Origin of the sequence: Corynebacterium sp. HFH0082 (assembly GCF_000411235.1) — a bacterium.
In the GTDB taxonomy this organism is placed as follows: Bacteria; Actinomycetota; Actinomycetes; order Mycobacteriales; family Mycobacteriaceae; genus Corynebacterium; species Corynebacterium jeikeium_D.
In genome coordinates this window covers 539006-554649 of record NZ_KE150404.1, presented here as the reverse complement: position 1 = coordinate 554649, position 15644 = coordinate 539006, and the positions used below count along the sequence as shown (strand labels likewise).

General features: G+C 60.8%; 10 protein-coding genes. 3 read left to right on the top strand and 7 right to left on the bottom strand.

Annotated features, from left to right (window positions below; genetic code table 11):
* Positions 1 to 1542: a glutamate synthase subunit beta gene (locus HMPREF1206_RS02305; protein WP_016421791.1), complete on the bottom strand. Its 1542-nt coding sequence runs from the start codon at positions 1540 to 1542 to the stop codon at positions 1 to 3.
* On the bottom strand, positions 1535 to 6157 hold the full coding sequence (gltB, locus tag HMPREF1206_RS02300) for a glutamate synthase large subunit (protein ID WP_042389023.1): 4623 nt from the start codon (positions 6155 to 6157) through the stop codon (positions 1535 to 1537). Before gltB ends, HMPREF1206_RS02305 begins: the two co-directional genes overlap by 8 nt.
* A gap of 326 nt (positions 6158 to 6483) precedes the next feature.
* Here gltB and HMPREF1206_RS02295 point away from each other — a divergent pair, with 326 nt between their 5' ends.
* Positions 6484 to 7329: an HNH endonuclease family protein gene (locus tag HMPREF1206_RS02295; protein ID WP_042389021.1), complete on the top strand. Its 846-nt coding sequence runs from the start codon at positions 6484 to 6486 to the stop codon at positions 7327 to 7329.
* Positions 7330 to 7868: 539 nt separating this feature from the next.
* Positions 7869 to 9566 carry an AMP-binding protein gene (locus tag HMPREF1206_RS02290; protein ID WP_016421788.1) on the top strand — a complete coding sequence of 566 codons (1698 nt, stop codon included), beginning with the start codon at positions 7869 to 7871 and terminating at the stop codon, positions 9564 to 9566.
* Positions 9567 to 9648: 82 nt separating this feature from the next.
* Here the strand turns inward: HMPREF1206_RS02290 and HMPREF1206_RS02285 are convergent, their stop codons facing one another.
* Together HMPREF1206_RS02285 and HMPREF1206_RS02280 are read right to left on the bottom strand one after the other, a co-directional pair.
* The gene (locus HMPREF1206_RS02285; RefSeq protein ID WP_016421787.1) at positions 9649 to 10380 is read right to left on the bottom strand and encodes an SDR family oxidoreductase; all 732 of its coding nucleotides are present in this window, start codon (positions 10378 to 10380) and stop codon (positions 9649 to 9651) included.
* Positions 10381 to 10404: 24 nt separating this feature from the next.
* A complete protein-coding gene (locus HMPREF1206_RS02280) occupies positions 10405 to 11166 on the bottom strand; it encodes an SDR family oxidoreductase (protein ID WP_016421786.1) in 762 nt (253 codons plus the stop codon).
* 183 nt (positions 11167 to 11349) lie between these two features.
* On the opposite strand from HMPREF1206_RS02280, the gene HMPREF1206_RS02275 reads away from it, so the two are divergent.
* Positions 11350 to 13410: an FAD-dependent oxidoreductase gene (locus tag HMPREF1206_RS02275; protein ID WP_016421785.1), complete on the top strand. Its 2061-nt coding sequence runs from the start codon at positions 11350 to 11352 to the stop codon at positions 13408 to 13410.
* Positions 13411 to 13421: 11 nt separating this feature from the next.
* Here HMPREF1206_RS02275 and HMPREF1206_RS02270 read toward each other — a convergent pair whose 3' ends face one another.
* From HMPREF1206_RS02270 to HMPREF1206_RS02260, 3 genes are read right to left on the bottom strand one after another with little or no spacing between them, the layout of a single operon-like run.
* Complete coding sequence (locus tag HMPREF1206_RS02270; protein ID WP_016421784.1) at positions 13422 to 14084, bottom strand: nitroreductase family protein; 663 nt, start codon at positions 14082 to 14084, stop codon at positions 13422 to 13424.
* 3 nt (positions 14085 to 14087) lie between these two features.
* The gene (locus HMPREF1206_RS02265) at positions 14088 to 14573 is read right to left on the bottom strand and encodes a methylated-DNA--[protein]-cysteine S-methyltransferase (RefSeq protein ID WP_231367163.1); all 486 of its coding nucleotides are present in this window, start codon (positions 14571 to 14573) and stop codon (positions 14088 to 14090) included.
* Between the two features lie 27 nt (positions 14574 to 14600).
* Positions 14601 to 15548 carry an alpha/beta fold hydrolase gene (locus HMPREF1206_RS02260; RefSeq protein ID WP_016421782.1) on the bottom strand — a complete coding sequence of 316 codons (948 nt, stop codon included), beginning with the start codon at positions 15546 to 15548 and terminating at the stop codon, positions 14601 to 14603.
* Positions 15549 to 15644: the final 96 nt, after the last annotated feature.

Sequence of the window (15644 nt, the reverse complement as noted above, 5' to 3'; positions counted from 1 at the left end):
TTACAACTTAATTGGAGCATCCTCCGGCTCGACAGCGCGCGGCAGATTGGACTCGCCCATCAAGTACTGGTCCACGGCCTCGGCGCAGGCGCGACCTTCGGCGATAGCCCACACAATCAGGCTGGCCCCGCGGCCATTGTCACCGGCCACGAACACCGGACCGTCGAAGTTCTGCTCGATGTCGCTGCGCACGGCGAGGTAGTCGTCGTCACGCATCATCATACCGCGATCGTTGAACTGAATCCCCAGTTCATGGGGCAGACCGCCGCGCTCCGGACCGGAGAAGCCCAGCGCGATGAGAACTAGGTCGGCGTCGAGCTCGAAATCCGTATCCTCCATGGGCACACGCTTGCCATCGATGACCTCGACCTCGTTGGCGGACAGGCCGGTCACGTGACCGTCCTCGCCGTGGAAGGAGACGGTGTTGACGTTGAAGACGCGCTTGCCCAGGGTCTCGCCGGTGACGCGAGCGTTGAAGCCGAGTGCCTCGGTAACCTCTGGTGGTTCGGAACCGGTGATGGTGTACTCGCCCTCTTCGTGGGCAGTCGCCACACGCCAGACCAGCGGATACATCGGCCACGGAGTCGACGCCGCACGGGACTTCGGCGCACGCGGGCGAATATCGAACTGCGTGACGGACGCCGCTCCCTGGCGCAGCGCGGTACCGAAGCAGTCAATGCCGGTGTCACCGCCGCCAATGACAACGACCTTCTTGCCCTTCGCATCAATCGGCGGGGTGTCGAGCTCGCCTGCGGCAACGCGGTTGGCACCCGGCAGGTACTCCATAGCCTGGTGAATACCCTCCAAATCACGGCCATCGACAGGCAGGTCGCGGGCCAGTGACGCGCCGGTAGCTAGGACCACTGCATCGAATTCGGCCAGGTCAGCAGCCGTCGGTGAGATGTTGGTGCGGAACTCAGTGCCCTCGATTTCCATCTGCTCGAGACGACGGTCGAGGAAACGCTGCTCCATCTTGTAGTCCGGCACGCCGTAGCGCATCAGACCACCAATCTTGTCGTCGCGCTCGAAGACCGTGACATCATGCCCGGCGCGAGTCAGCTGCTGTGCTGCAGCAAGGCCCGCCGGCCCGGAGCCGATGACAGCGATGTGTTGGCCGGTGTCGAAAGTCGGCACAATCGGCTGCACCCAGCCCTCATCGAAGCCGCGTTCAACGATGGCCAGCTCGATGTTCTTAATGGTCACGGCATCATCATTGATGCCGAGCACACAACCGCCCTCGCACGGAGCCGGACACAGGCGACCGGTCCACTCGGGAAAGTTATTGGTGGCGTGCAAGCGCTCGAAAGCCTCGTGCCAGCGGTTCTGACGAACCAGGTCATTCCACTCCGGAATGATGTTGCCCAGAGGACAGGCCGAGTGACAAAACGGCACGCCGCAGTCCATGCAGCGGGTCGCCTGCTGTTGCAGGTGCTCCTGACTAGCCTCCTCATAGACCTCTTTCCAGTCCATCAGACGCAGCGGAACCGGGCGATGAGCAGGCTCTTCGCGCTGGAATTTCATGAAACCCTTCGGATCAGCCATTGGTTACTGCCTCCATGATTGCCTCGTTGATGTCAGCGTCGTTGTCCTTTGCCTTCGCGACTACGTCGAGAATTCGGGCGTAATCACGCGGCATAATTTTGATGAACTGTGCGGCCGGGAACCGAGTCTTAGAACCCGTGAGCTTGCGGTGCTTCGACAGCGTTGCCTCCAGCCAGCTGATGTCCTCATCGTCGAGAGGCACGATGTCGACCAACTCGGTGTTGATGTTCGCCCGCGTCGCCTCGTTATCCAGCAGGTAGGCGATACCGCCACTCATACCGGCGCCGAAGTTGTGACCGACCGGGCCCGCCACTACGACGCGGCCACCGGTCATGTACTCGCAACCGTGGTTACCGATGCCCTCGACCACGGCCGTGGCACCGGAGTTACGCACGCAGAAGCGCTCACCGACAGTGCCGCGGACGAAGATCTCACCGCTGGTGGCACCAAAACCAATGACATTGCCGGCAATGGTGTCGGTAGCCACATCCGCGGTCGGCGGGGCCGAACGTGAAGGTCGAACCACAATCTTGCCACCGCACAGGCCCTTGCCGACGAAGTCGTTGGCATCGCCCTCCAGCTTGATGGTCACACCGGCCGGCAGGAACGCACCCAGCGAGTTACCGGCGGAACCGAGCAGGTTGACGACGATGGAGTCGTCGGCAAGCCCCTGCTTACCTGCGACTTTGGTGACTTCATACCCCAGGCGCGTGCCCACGGAACGGTTCACATTGCTGATGGCATGGTGCAGCGATACCGGTGTCGGCGCCAGCCCATTCGCGCGCGCCGTACGCAGCGCGGGCTGCGCTTCGTCGATGAGGCGCTCATCCAACGCGCCCTCAAGGCCGTGGTCCTGCGCCTTCGTGCAGTAGGAATCCTGGTCCGCAAAGAAGGGGCTTTCGGCAACGTGCAGGATTCGCTCCAGGTCAAGCTTTGCGACGCGCGGAAGGTTGTCGAGATCCTTGCGCGGACGCAGGCACTCGGCATGTCCGACCGCTTCGTCAATGGTGCGGAAACCCAGCTCAGCGAGGTATTCACGGACCTGCTGGGCGATGAAGGTGAAGAAGTTGACCACGTGCTCGGCACGGCCGGTGAACTTGCTCCGCAACTTCGGATTCTGGGTGGCAATACCGACTGGACAGGTGTCCAGGTGGCAGACGCGCATCATGACGCAGCCCTCAACCACCAGCGGAGCGGTGGCAAAACCAAACTCCTCAGCACCCAGCAACATCGCGACCACGACATCACGACCGGTCTTGAGCTGGCCATCGCACTGCACGCGGATGCGGTCGCGCAGCCCGTTGAGCATCAGGGTCTGCTGGGTTTCAGCGAGCCCCAGCTCCCACGGACCGCCGGCGTGCTTGAGACTGGTCAGTGGCGAGGCACCAGTGCCGCCATCGTGGCCGGAGATCAGCACGACGTCGGCATGCGCCTTCGAGACACCAGCGGCGACGGTGCCCACGCCCTGCTCGGAGACGAGCTTGACGTGAATGCGGGCGCGCGGATTGGCGTTCTTGAGGTCGTAGATGAGCTGTGCCAGATCCTCGATTGAGTAGATGTCGTGGTGCGGTGGCGGCGAGATCAGACCCACGCCCGGGGTGGTGATGCGGACTTCCGCGATCCACGGGTAGACCTTGTTCGGTGGCAACTGGCCACCCTCGCCGGGCTTTGCACCCTGGGCCATCTTGATCTGGATGTCGGTGCAGTTGGACAGGTAGTGGCTGGTCACACCGAAGCGGCCCGATGCGACCTGCTTGATGGCAGAGCGTTTCCAGTCGCCGTTGGCCTCCATTTCGAAACGGTCTGGGTCCTCGCCGCCCTCGCCGGAGTTGGACATGGCGCCCAGGCGATTCATAGCGATGGCCAGCGTCTCATGTGCCTCCGCAGAGATGGAGCCATAGCTCATTGCGCCGGTGGAGAAACGCTTGACGATGCTCGAGACCGGTTCGACCTCTTCAATGTCGATCGGCTCGCGATCTGAGGCGAACTCGAGCATGCCGCGCAGAGTTGCCAGCTGCTTGGTCTGCTCATCAACCTTGTTGGTGTAGTCGCGGAAGACCGCGTACTGACCAGTGCGGGTCGCATGCTGCAGCGTGTAGATTGTCTCTGGGTTGAATAGGTGGTACTCGCCTTCGCGACGCCACTTGTACTCGCCGCCGAGATCCAGCTCACGGTGTGCCTGCTCTTCCGGACGCGGCAGGAATGCGCTGCGGTGACGGGCGGCAACATCTTCTGCGACCTCGTCGAGACCAATACCTTCCAGCGGAGAAACAGCGCCGGTGAAGTACTCGTCCAGGAACTCCTGCGACAGACCGACGGTGTCGGCCAGCTGAGCGCCACGGTAGGACTGCAGTGAGGCGATACCCATCTTGGACATGACCTTCAGCACGCCCTTGGAGGCAGCCTTGCAGTAGTTCGAGCAGGCCTGATCCAACGTCAGAGCTCCGAGCTGGTCCTTCATGCGCAGCTCATCGATGGTTTCGAAAGTCATGTATGGGTTAATGGCATCGGCACCAAAGCCCAGCAGCATGGCCATGTGGTGCACCTCGCGGGCGTCGCCAGCCTCAATGATGAGGCTGGCGCGCGTGCGAGTGCGCTCCTCCACCAGGTGGTGGTGGACCGCGGAGGTCAGCAGCAGCGACGGGATGGGGGCAAAGCGCTCGTTGGACTCACGGTCAGACAGCACAATCAGTCGGGCACCACGGTCAATGGCCTCAGAGACCTCACGGCGAACACGACGGATAGCGTTGCGCAGGCCACGGCCACCGCGGGCGACCGGGTACAGGCCAGAGATGACCTCGGCACGGAACTCGGAGTACTCCTCGTTCTTGCCCGCCTGGCACAGGGTGACAAAGTCGTGGTTGTCCAGGATTGGATGCTCAAGCCGGATGCGACGGGCGGCATCGGCGGTGGGCTCCAGGATGTTGGTCTCTGCACCCAGCAACGTATTCATGCTGGTGATGGACTTTTCGCGCAGCGAGTCCAACGGCGGGTTGGTAACCTGCGCGAACCGCTGCGAGAAGAAGTCGAACAGCATGCGAGGGCGGTTGGACAGTGCCGCAATCGGCGTGTCTGAGCCCATCGAACCCAGGCCCTCCGCGCCGGTGAGTGCCATCGGGCGGATGATGAGGTCAACGTCTTCTTCGGTGATGCCGAAGACGCGCTGTCGTAACACCGCGCGGGCATGCGGCATGTACTGGTAGCGCTCTCGTGGCAGGTCGGTGATGTCGACCAGGCCCTCTTTGATCCATTCCTCGTATGGCCCGGTGGCGGCCAGCGTGGACTTAATCTCCTTGTCCTCAATAATGCGACCGGCCTTCATGTCCACCAGGAACATGCGCCCCGGCTGCACGCGCGTGCGCTGCACAATCTGCTCCGGCGGGATATCCAGGACACCAGCTTCGGAGGCCATCACCACCAGGCCCTCGTCGGTCACCCAGATGCGCCCCGGGCGCAGACCATTGCGATCCAGGGTGGCACCGATGACCTGGCCGTCGGTAAAGCAGATGGCAGCGGGGCCGTCCCACGGCTCCATCAGGCAGGCGTGGTACTCGTAGAACGCGCGAACCTGCGGGCTGAGATTGTCGTCGTGCTCCCAGGCCTGCGGAACCATCATCATGACCGCATGCGGGAGACTACGACCACCGAGATGCAGTAACTCCAGGGCCTCGTCGAAACGCGCAGTGTCAGAACCGTTGGGGTCGCACACCGGCAGCGCGCGGTCGATGTTGCCCAGCTTGCCAGAGCGAATTAGCGACTCGCGGGCGCGCATCCAGTTCTCGTTGCCGCGCACGGTGTTGATTTCGCCATTGTGAGCGACGTAGCGGTACGGGTGTGCCAGCGGCCAGGACGGGAAAGTGTTCGTGGAAAAGCGTGAGTGCACGATGGCGAGCGCGGAAGTGACTTCCTTCTGCTGCAGGTCAAGGTAGAAATCCTTCAGCTGCGGAGTAGTCAGCATGCCCTTGTAGACGATCGTGCGGCTGGACAGCGACGGGAAGTACACGGTGTCGCCACCAGAGCCCTCGCCAGCGCCCTGTTCACCCAGCTCACGCTCGCAGCGCTTACGCAGGAAGAACATCTTGCGGTCGAGATCGATATCGCTGAGCTGGCGACCCTCGTAGTTCTTCGCGGTAACGAAGAGCTGACGCAGCACCGGCATAGCCTGGCGAGCCATCTGGCCAAGCCCGTCAGCGTTAATCGGCACATCGCGCCATGCCAAGATCTCGATGCCCTCTTCGGCGCAGATGTCTTCAATAGCCCGGATGGCATCAAGGGTGGCCATGCGCGACTGCGGCAGGAACGCAATACCGGTGGCGTAGGTGCCAGCCGGCGGCAAAATGACGCCTTCCTTGCTCAGCTCAGCACGGTAGTAGGCATCCGGAACCTGAATGAGAATGCCGGCACCGTCGCCGGTGGTCTTCTCAGCGCCGGCGGCACCGCGGTGGTCGAGGTTGACCAGTGCCTGGATGCCCTTTTCCACAATGTCATGGGTCTGGCGACCGTAAATGTCGGCAACAAAGGCCACGCCACACGCATCATGTTCGTTCGACGGGTGGTAGAGACCTTCCCTCTGAGGACCACGAGGCAATGTGGTCGCTGTTTCGGTCAGAGTCATGGCTGTCTTAGCTGTCATGGCTGTTTTCCCCTTGTAGGTGCAATGTGCCAATTGGGGGACACGGGTTATCTATATTTCCAACTGTTTTAACAATGCACATTCATCTAGGCGTATTGCAATACGTATTTAGGGAAATTGCTATATTTACCCACCCCCGAAGGAGCTAGAACACCCTTCCCGTTCGACTAAAACCGGGCTTTTACTACCCGCTTTAACGCCATAACCCCCTAATCGAGCTACCACCCCCGCTAACTACGCACAATTGTTCGATTCTTTAGCAAACCTCCCTCCATACCCAATCCGCCCCCACCGCTATGGTTAGCTCCATGCTCGCCAACCGTCGTTTCCGCTCGCCACTGCAGGGCCTCGCCCTCCTTATCGGCGCAGCGACAATCCTCAGCGGCTGCACGGCCCCCACAGCCCCCACTCCAGAGAGCCAGTCATACAGCCCGGCACCGGCACCCGCATTTACGCCCGAGCCAGAGGAACCCGCGCCCGAGATTCCCGAAGCGCCCCACACCCCCGCCGCCCCGGACACCCCAGCGCCCGGCACATCGCCTATCGACGGCATCCGTAGCGCCCTCAAACAGCTGGAGGTAAAAGGGCGCGCACCGAAAACCGGCTATGCGCGCGATGAGTTCGGACAACGTTGGAGTGACGACGTCTCTGCCGAGTTTGGGCACAACGGATGTGACACGCGAAACGATATTTTGAATCGTGACCTTATTAATAAGGAGTACAAACCAAATAGCCACGATTGCGTCGTGCTTTCAGGGCAATTACTGGATCCCTATACCGGCACGATGATTGAGTTCCAGCGTGGCCGCGATACCTCTTCTGCCGTTCAAATCGACCATGTCGTAGCCTTAAGCGACGCCTGGCAAAAGGGGGCACAGCAACTCCCGCCCGAGGTTCGGCAGGACTTTGCCAATGACCCCCTCAACCTCTTGGCCGTCGATGGCCCCGCCAATCAACAGAAGCGGGATAGCGATGCCGCATCCTGGGTACCCGCCAATAAGCCATTTCGCTGCCAGTATGTCGCTCGCCAGGTGGCAGTAAAACAGAAATACCACCTGTGGCTCACACAGGCGGAGTACGATGCCATCGACCGTTGGCTCTCTACCTGCACACCAGAGGATGAGCCCGCACTTGCCGCCCTAACCCTGAATTAGGGCAACTTCCTCCGGCGCTCACCGATGCCACACACCGAGGCTCAAGCCGGCGAATATGTCACCTATTTAGCTACGTGTTCGCAACCTCCGCCCCTCCTAGTCGCGAACATTTCTATTTTTCTGAAGATTCCTAGCCCCCTAATTTCTGGGGGCGACCGCCATTCAGCTACTGCCCGCCCCGTCAAACAAACCAACCGAAAACCCCTGGGTTCATAGAGTTATATACGTCAATATCAGAATTGAATTCGTTACCGCAGTGTTATCATTTCGTTATATTCACTGCTTTCTGTCGGTTTATAACTGTTTGATAACACTGTATCCTCTAGCCCGTACGCGAAAAGGTACCCGTCGTAAAGCATTGCGCACGCCGACTGCGTATTTTTTACTTTTCTTCGTGGAAACTACTTTTTGACGCGGCACAGGTTTGTTAAAGTCTGGTTGTTACAAAATCGCACTACCGTGACTGATGGTGTCAGTGTGACTAAAGAGTCGCTTGGCGCTATTAATCGCTTGTCCATCATCTTGGAGGATTCTCACCCATGGCAGCTGAAATGAAGGCTCCGGAAGTACCACTTGGGCTCCAAATCAAGGCTTTTGCCCAGTCGATTCCACCACTCCTGCGTACTGGTGCCCTGTACATGACTCCGAAGACGGCGCCGAAGATTCTCGATTACCTGCGTCGCCTGAAGTTCTCCGTCGCCAGCCTGATTTCCATGAGTGCGCTGCGCTACCCGGATCGCCTCGCCCTTGTCGACGATGACGGTGAACTCACCTATTCTCAGCTGCTTGACAACTCTCACGCCCTGGCTCGCGCCTTGATGGACCGTGGCATGACCCAGAAGTCCAGCTTCGGCGTTATCGCACGCAACGGCCGCGGCATCATCCTGCCGATGGCCATCAAGGGATTCATCGGCTCCGAAATTATGCTGATGAACATCGGCTCCGGCCCGACTCAGATTCGCGGTGTCGTTGACCAGAATAAGGCCAAGTTCCTGTTCGTCGATGACGAGTTCCTGGGCAACCTGCCAGAAGACCTCGACGATGTCACCGTCGTTATTACCTCCGTGACCAAGCCGGAGACCCGCAAGAACGCGGGCAAGAACTTCGTGTTCATGGAAGACCTCATTGAAGAAGGTCGTACATCGAACGCCAAGCTAGATCCGAAGCCGGAGCAGGGACGCATCATCATCATGTCCTCCGGCACCACCGGCATCCCGAAGGGTGTCCTGCGCAATGAGCCCAAGACACCGGCAACCGTGGGTGCAATCGCCGATCGTATTCCGTGGCGCCGCAACATGGTCATTCACCAGTCCGCATCCATGTTCCACGCCTGGGGCTGGGCAAATGTGCTGATTGGCATGGCTACCGGCTCCACCATTGTCACCATGCGTGTCTTCGACCCGAAGAAGGCTGTTGACCAGTGTGAACAGTACGGCTGTAACGGCATGATTTCCGCGGCCTTCTTCCTGCGCCAGATCAAGGATGTTCTGGATGAGGAGCCGAACCGCAAGATTGGCCCGTTCCGCTTCATTGTCTCCTCTGGTAACGCCATCCCGGGCTGGCTCGTCTCCGCGCTGACTCACCGCTTCGGTCCGGTTATCTGTAACTTCTACGGCTCCACCGAGGCCGGCCTGTGCTCCATCGCATCCGGCGCGGACCTCGCAGCCCGCCCGGACTCCGCAGGTCGCCCGGCAATTGGCGCCAAGGTTCGCATCCTGGGTGACGACGGCAAGGAAGTCGAGCCGGGTGAGGTTGGCATGATCCACACCGCTCAGGAGCTCTCCTTCATCGGTTACCTGAACAAGAAGGACAAGTTCACCACCGTCGATGGCCTGTTCCAGATTGGTGACCTCGGCCGTATCGACCAGGACGGCTACCTGTACATCTGTGGTCGCTCCGACGACATGGTGATCAAGGGCGGCGAGAACGTCTTCCCACGCGAGGTCGAAGAAATTCTGGGCCCGGTGCCGGGTATCGCCGATGTCTTCTGCCACGGCAGCAACGAAAACGACGAGATTTTCGCTGACCTGTTCCTCTACGTTGTCCGCGAGGACAATGAGGCCGGCAAGAACCTCACCGAGGACATGCTGCGCGAGTACGTCCGCGAAACTCTGGCCGAGCACTCCACTCCGGACCGCGTCTTCTTCGTCGACTCCCTGCCGCGCAACGCCATCGGCAAGGTTGTCCCGCGCGAGGTCAAGGCAATGCACGAGCGCCTGAATCTGGACGCTCAGTAAGAAGCCTGTACACGAAAGTGTGCCCACCGGCTATCCGCCTGGTGGGCACACTTTTTGCTTATTTCCGCTACCTTTTACACGGCTATCCGCGCGGGCGCACCTGGATTTCATCCACGTTGGCATCCGCTCCGGTATCAACGGCCAGACGTACCGCGGCTGCGATTGATTCAGGCCGCATGAACTTCGTGCCGTCGTAACGCCAATCCGCATCATCGCGGTGCCAATTCGACTGCAGCTGAACCTGCATATCGGTATCGACGCGCCCGGGGTGCACGGAGCTGACTCGTACCGCGCCACGCTCTTCCTCGCGCAGCGCATCGGTGAAGGCCCGCAGCGCGAACTTCGACGCCGCATACGGCGAAGTACCAGCTGAAGCGCGAAATCCCGAGCCCGAGTTGATTGTCACCAGCGTGCCCTCCGCCTTGCGCAGCGCTGGCAGCAGCTGGCGTGTCAGGTCGGCGACGGCGACGACGTTGATGTCCATAATTCGCGACCAGTCCGCACGCGAAACCTCCGCCACGTCCCCATCGACGTACACGCCCGCCGAGTGCACGAGCACATCCAGCCCGCGCCCACCGAGCGCCTCCAACAGCTTTGCCACTTCCGCGTTTACGGCGTCGGTATCACCCAGATCAGCAACGAATACGCTTGCCGACGGCAACTGCGACGCCACCTTCTCGGCAGACTCAGCACTGGTAGCGCCCACAATGACATGGTGGTCACGGGAGAGATCCTTGGCGACCGCCAGGCCAATACCACGGCTTGCACCCGTGACCAGGGCAATCTTGGTGTCAGCGGCAATATCGATGCTCATGTACGGCTCCTCTATGTAGTCGGTTTACTTCTTCGGCTTCGCGCCGCCCACCTGGTCGATGGGGGTCACCTGCAGGAAGTCAATGTTGACGCGCTTCGGACGGGTGGCCGCGAACACAATGATGTCGGCAACATCATCGGCGGTCAGCGACTCAACGCCATCGTAGACCGCTGCGGCCTTGGTCTCGTCGCCGTCGAAACGCACGAGTGAGAAGTCGGTGTGGACGCGCCCCGGATCGATTTCGGTGACGCGCACGCCATCGGCAGCAACCTCTTGACGCAGGACTTCCACCAGCGCGCGCTCAGCGTGCTTGGCTGCGTTGTAACCGGCGCCGCCGGTGTAGACCTGACGGCCGGCAATCGAGCCGACGGTGAGCACAATGCCGCTAGTGGACTTCAATGCGGGCAGCAGCGCGCGGGTGACGCGCAGGGTGCCCAGCACGTTGACCTCGTACATCCAGCGCCACTTTTCCTCGACAGCGCCTTCAACCGATTCCATGCCCCAGGCGCCACCGGCGTTGTTAACCAGCACGTCGACGCGCGGTTCAGCCTTAGCCAGCGCCGCCACATCGTCGTCGGAGGTGACGTCAACCTTGTAGACCGTCGCTTCACCGCCGGCAGCGCGAATCTCCTCCGCGACAGCCTCCAGCTTGTCCTCGCGGCGGGCTCCCAACACAACGCGGAAACCTTCAGCTGCGAACTGCTTGGCAGTGGCTGCACCAATACCGGAAGAAGCACCGGTAACTACAGCTACTTTCCTGCCATTAGTTGAAGTTTCAGAGGTCATGAGGGCTCAACTCCTTGCTACATGCGTCTACTAATATTCCCGACTGTAGTCATACGACACCCTCCTGCGCCGAAGACTGCGCGTGCTTTACACCTGATGTTCCACGTGAAACGTATATAAAACTGTGCCGGAATTTTTCCGATTCACCTCATACACAGCCGCTAAAACCGCGATACTGGTTGCATGTCTGACCAGCCTCACTTCCCACATCTTCTCTCCCCTCTCGACGTCGGTCCTCTAACTCTGCGCAATCGCATCATCATGGGCTCAATGCACTCCGGCCTGGAAGATCGCACCCGTGATATCCCCAAGCTGGCTGCCTACCTGGGTCGGCGCGCCGAAGGTGGCGTGGGGCTCATCGTCACCGGCGGTTATGCTCCCAACATCGAGGGTTGGCTGACTCCGGCCGGTTCGATGATGGCGTCGAAGCGCATGGCGGACAATCACCGCCGCGTTACTGACCTCGTGCACTCCCACGGCAGCCACATCGTGCTGCAGGTGCTGCACGCCGGTCGTTACAGCTACAGCCCGCTGGCCCGCTCCGCCAATACCGGTCAGTCGCCGATTAGCCCGTTTAAGGCTCACCGCCTCACTGGCTTTGATGTCTCGCGCACCATTGGCGCCTACGTCCGCGCCGCGAAGCTCGCGAAACGTGCTGGTTACGACGGCATCGAGGTTATGGGCTCCGAGGGTTACCTGCTCAACCAGTTCCTGGCCGAGCGCACTAACCACCGCTCGGACAACTGGGGCGGCAGCGCCGAGGCTCGCATGCGCCTGCCCATCGAAATTGTCCGTCGCATTCGCGCCGAGGTGGGCGAGGACTTCCTGCTGCAGTACCGCATTTCGCTGCTTGACCTGGTGGAAGACGGTCAGACCTGGTCCGAGACCACTGAACTCGCTCAGCGTCTGGTCGAGGCTGGCGTCGATGTCTTCAACACGGGTATCGGCTGGCACGAAGCACGCGTCCCCACCATCGTTACGTCCGTGCCGCGCGCCGCATTCACGGATCTGACGGGTCGTCTCCGTTCGCTTGTCGACGTCCCGGTGGCAGCCTCCAACCGAATCAACCGCCCCGAGGTTGCGGAGAAGATCCTCGCTGACGGCAATGCGGACCTGATTTCCATGGCCCGCCCACTGCTGGCTGACCCGGACTTCGCCATCAAGGCGGGCGATGGTCGAGCTGACCAGATCAACACCTGTATCGCCTGTAACCAGGCCTGCCTGGACCACACCTTCGCGGCCAAGCGCTCCACCTGTTTGGTCAACCCAAAGGCGGCTTACGAAACCGAGCTGGTTTCTGTACCGGTTGCGAAGGACAAGGCCAAGCGCGTCGCCGTCATCGGCGCTGGTGTGGCCGGACTCGCTTTCGCGGAAGCCGCAGCTCAGCGCGGTCACCACCCGGAGATCTTCGAGGCCGCCGACCAGATTGGTGGCCAGTTCAAGCTCGCCGCAAAGATTCCGGGCAAGGAGGACTATGGCGAGACGCTGAAGTACTTCTCCCGCCGTCTGGAGGTACTCGAAGTTCCGGTTCACCTGAACACGCGTGCCGACGTCGACGAGCTCAAGGCCAAGTTCGACCACGTGATTGTGGCCACGGGTGTTGCACCGCGTATCCCGGGCATTGACGGTATCGACCACGAGAAGGTCATTCGTTACGACGAACTGCTCTCGGGTGCGAAGCAGGCCGGTAACAAGGTGGCCGTCATCGGTGCTGGTGGTATCGGTGTGGACGTGTGTGAGTACCTCACTCGCAAGCCGAACCAGACCATCGAAGCCTGGAAGGACGCCTGGGGCGTCGGTGACCCTGCGGAATTCCGCGCGGGTCTGACCAAGCCGGGCACGGTCTCTGGCGCGGCTGAGGAGTTTGAGGTTGAGCGCGAGGTGCACCTGCTGCAGCGCAAGACCTCCCGCATCGGTAAGGCCCTGGGCAAGACCACTGGTTGGGTTCACCGTGCGGAGATCAAGAAGGCCGGTGTCAAGCAGTACACCGGCGTGACCTACAACCGTATCGATGACGAGGGCCTGCACATCACCATCGACGAAAAGCCACAGGTCATCGCGGTTGACAGCGTGATTGTCTGTACTGGTCAGGTATCCAATCTGGACTGCCTGGGCGGAAAGGATCGCGAGAGCGTCACCGGCGATAACTCCAATGTCACCATCATCGGCGGCGCGGACGTGGCCGCTGAGCTGGACGCAAAGCGTGCCATCCGCCAGGCCGTTGAGGTAGCGCTCGCGCTGTAGGGCTAGGGCTGCTACGCCTCGTAGCGGTCGGTGTAGGCGCGCTGCTCGAACTCGAAACGGCCCGGGTGAGCCGGGAACTCACCCGGGACACCGATGGCCAGCAACAGCGCTACCGCCACATCGGTGTCACCGGCACCGATAGCTTCCTTGACCTTCTGCTCACTAAAGCCCGTCATCGGGGAGCTAGCCCAACCAAAGGCGCTGGCAGTGACCATAGCGAAAGAAGCGGCAATCATGGCGTCGCGGATTGCGAACTCGCGGGAGAGACCCTTTTCCTCGCGGACCTTATGGAAGGAGGTCATCGAGGCTTCCCGCTCGGCAGCGGCAACTTCGTCCCACAGGCCAGTCGCCTTGTTGGCCTCAACCAGGCGCGGAATACCGCGCTTCCAGCCGGTCGGCTCACCAATGAAAGCGAGTAGCAGCGGCGCATTGGCAACCTGCTTCTGACCGCCGGCAGCTTCCACTACCTGCTGGCGCACCTCAGGGTCCTCGATACGCACAATCGCGCGGGACTGGATGTTAAAGGCGCTGGGAGCTTCCAAAGATAGCTCCAGGAGGCGGCGCACGTCAGCGTCGTCAAGAGGTTCGTCAGCATAGACGCGTGTGGCACGACGGTTGCGGACGATGTTCTCAAATTCGGTGGCGAACTGGTCGCGCGGAGAATGTGAAGTCATGCATTAGAGATTAGCGGGTGGCCAACCTTCGAGTTCGAGTAGCCAGCGCTTCATTTCCCGACCGCCGGCATAAGATCCGAAAGAGCCCGCTCCCCCACTGGCGGGAACGACGCGGTGACAGGGAATCAGAATACCCAGCGGATTGGTGGCACAGGCCGACCCGGCAGCCCTGGCGGCACGGGGTGAGCCGGCCATCTCGGCGAGCTCGCCGTAGGTGACGACCTGGCCATACGGCACATCGCGCAGTGAGGTCAGTGCACGAGCGCGGAAAGAATCCTGGGTGAATACGTCGCAGTCCAGCGGCAGCGCAAACTCACGGCGCTGCCCGGCAAAATACTCGCGGAACTGCTGCGCCGCCAGTTCCGCCACCGCCTGCGCTTCGTGGTCGGCGGCGCTGGGGTCGTCGTCAAGCACGGGACCTAAGAGATTGACTTCGACGACCCCGCGAGCGGAGGTGGCGATTCCAAGCGCGCCGAAGGGCGTTTCCACCTTGGCAATCGCCATGAAACCTCCTACTTAGTCCTTGTTGGTCTGGAACCAGTCCAGCAGCTCGTCCCACTCCTTCTCGTGACCGGAGCGGAAGTAACCACCGTACCCCACACCCTTGCCGCCAGCCGGCTGAGCCTGACGCTTTTCAATCTTTTCAGCAGAGCTCATCACATTGGTAATCAGGTCTGCCGAGGACTCCTCAGTCCAGTAATCATCCGGAACGCGGATGGACAGGAACGGCTGCGGAGCCTTGGAGAAGCGATTAGCGAAGTCGAACTCGGAATCGTCGAAGAAGTAGCCTTCCTTGCGAGCCCAGCGCGCCCACTGACGCATGACACCGTTCGGTGGCTCAACAGCCAGACGCCACGCCGACGCCGGAATGTGGCCAGTAATGAAACCGCTTATCGGGCCCAGAATGTTAAAGATGAAGAATGCGCGGACCTTGCCCGCCACGGACGGCACCTTGGAAATACGCATACCGCGGCAGTTGACCAGCGCTGCTGCGTCATAGGTGCCCTCGGAGCCGGCGTAGGCGATGCCGTGACCACCAACCGCGTGGCCGACAGCGAAGTGCGGCACGTCCGGGTAGGTCTCCTTGGCCCACTCGATCACACCCGGAATATCCTTGGTAATCCAGTCCGACATCCGGATGTCTTCATTGTTCTGGTCAGTCTTCAGAGCGGACTGGCCAATTCCGCGGTAGTCATAGGTGATAACGCCGTAGCCCTTTTCTGCCACGGTCTCAGCGAAACGGTGGTAGAAACCCTGCGGCACACCGGTACCGGAGTGAACGGTGATGATGCCGTTGGGAATGTTCTCTGGGTTCTCCTTCGGGCGGAACATGGTTCCGCGCAGCAGGACGCGGTCATTAGCCGGGATAATGATGTCCTGCCGAGGGCACGGCTCCGGCAACTTCGGGCTCTTCGCGGAAAAACGGCTATCCCCAGTGGAAGTGGTTGAGGCTTCGGAGGTCATTTATGCAGTTCCTTCGAGTGGACTTAAACAGTGCATGATTTTGTATTCACAATCTTAAAGTGTAAGGCTCATCACTTTCAGCGCTTTCGTGGAATT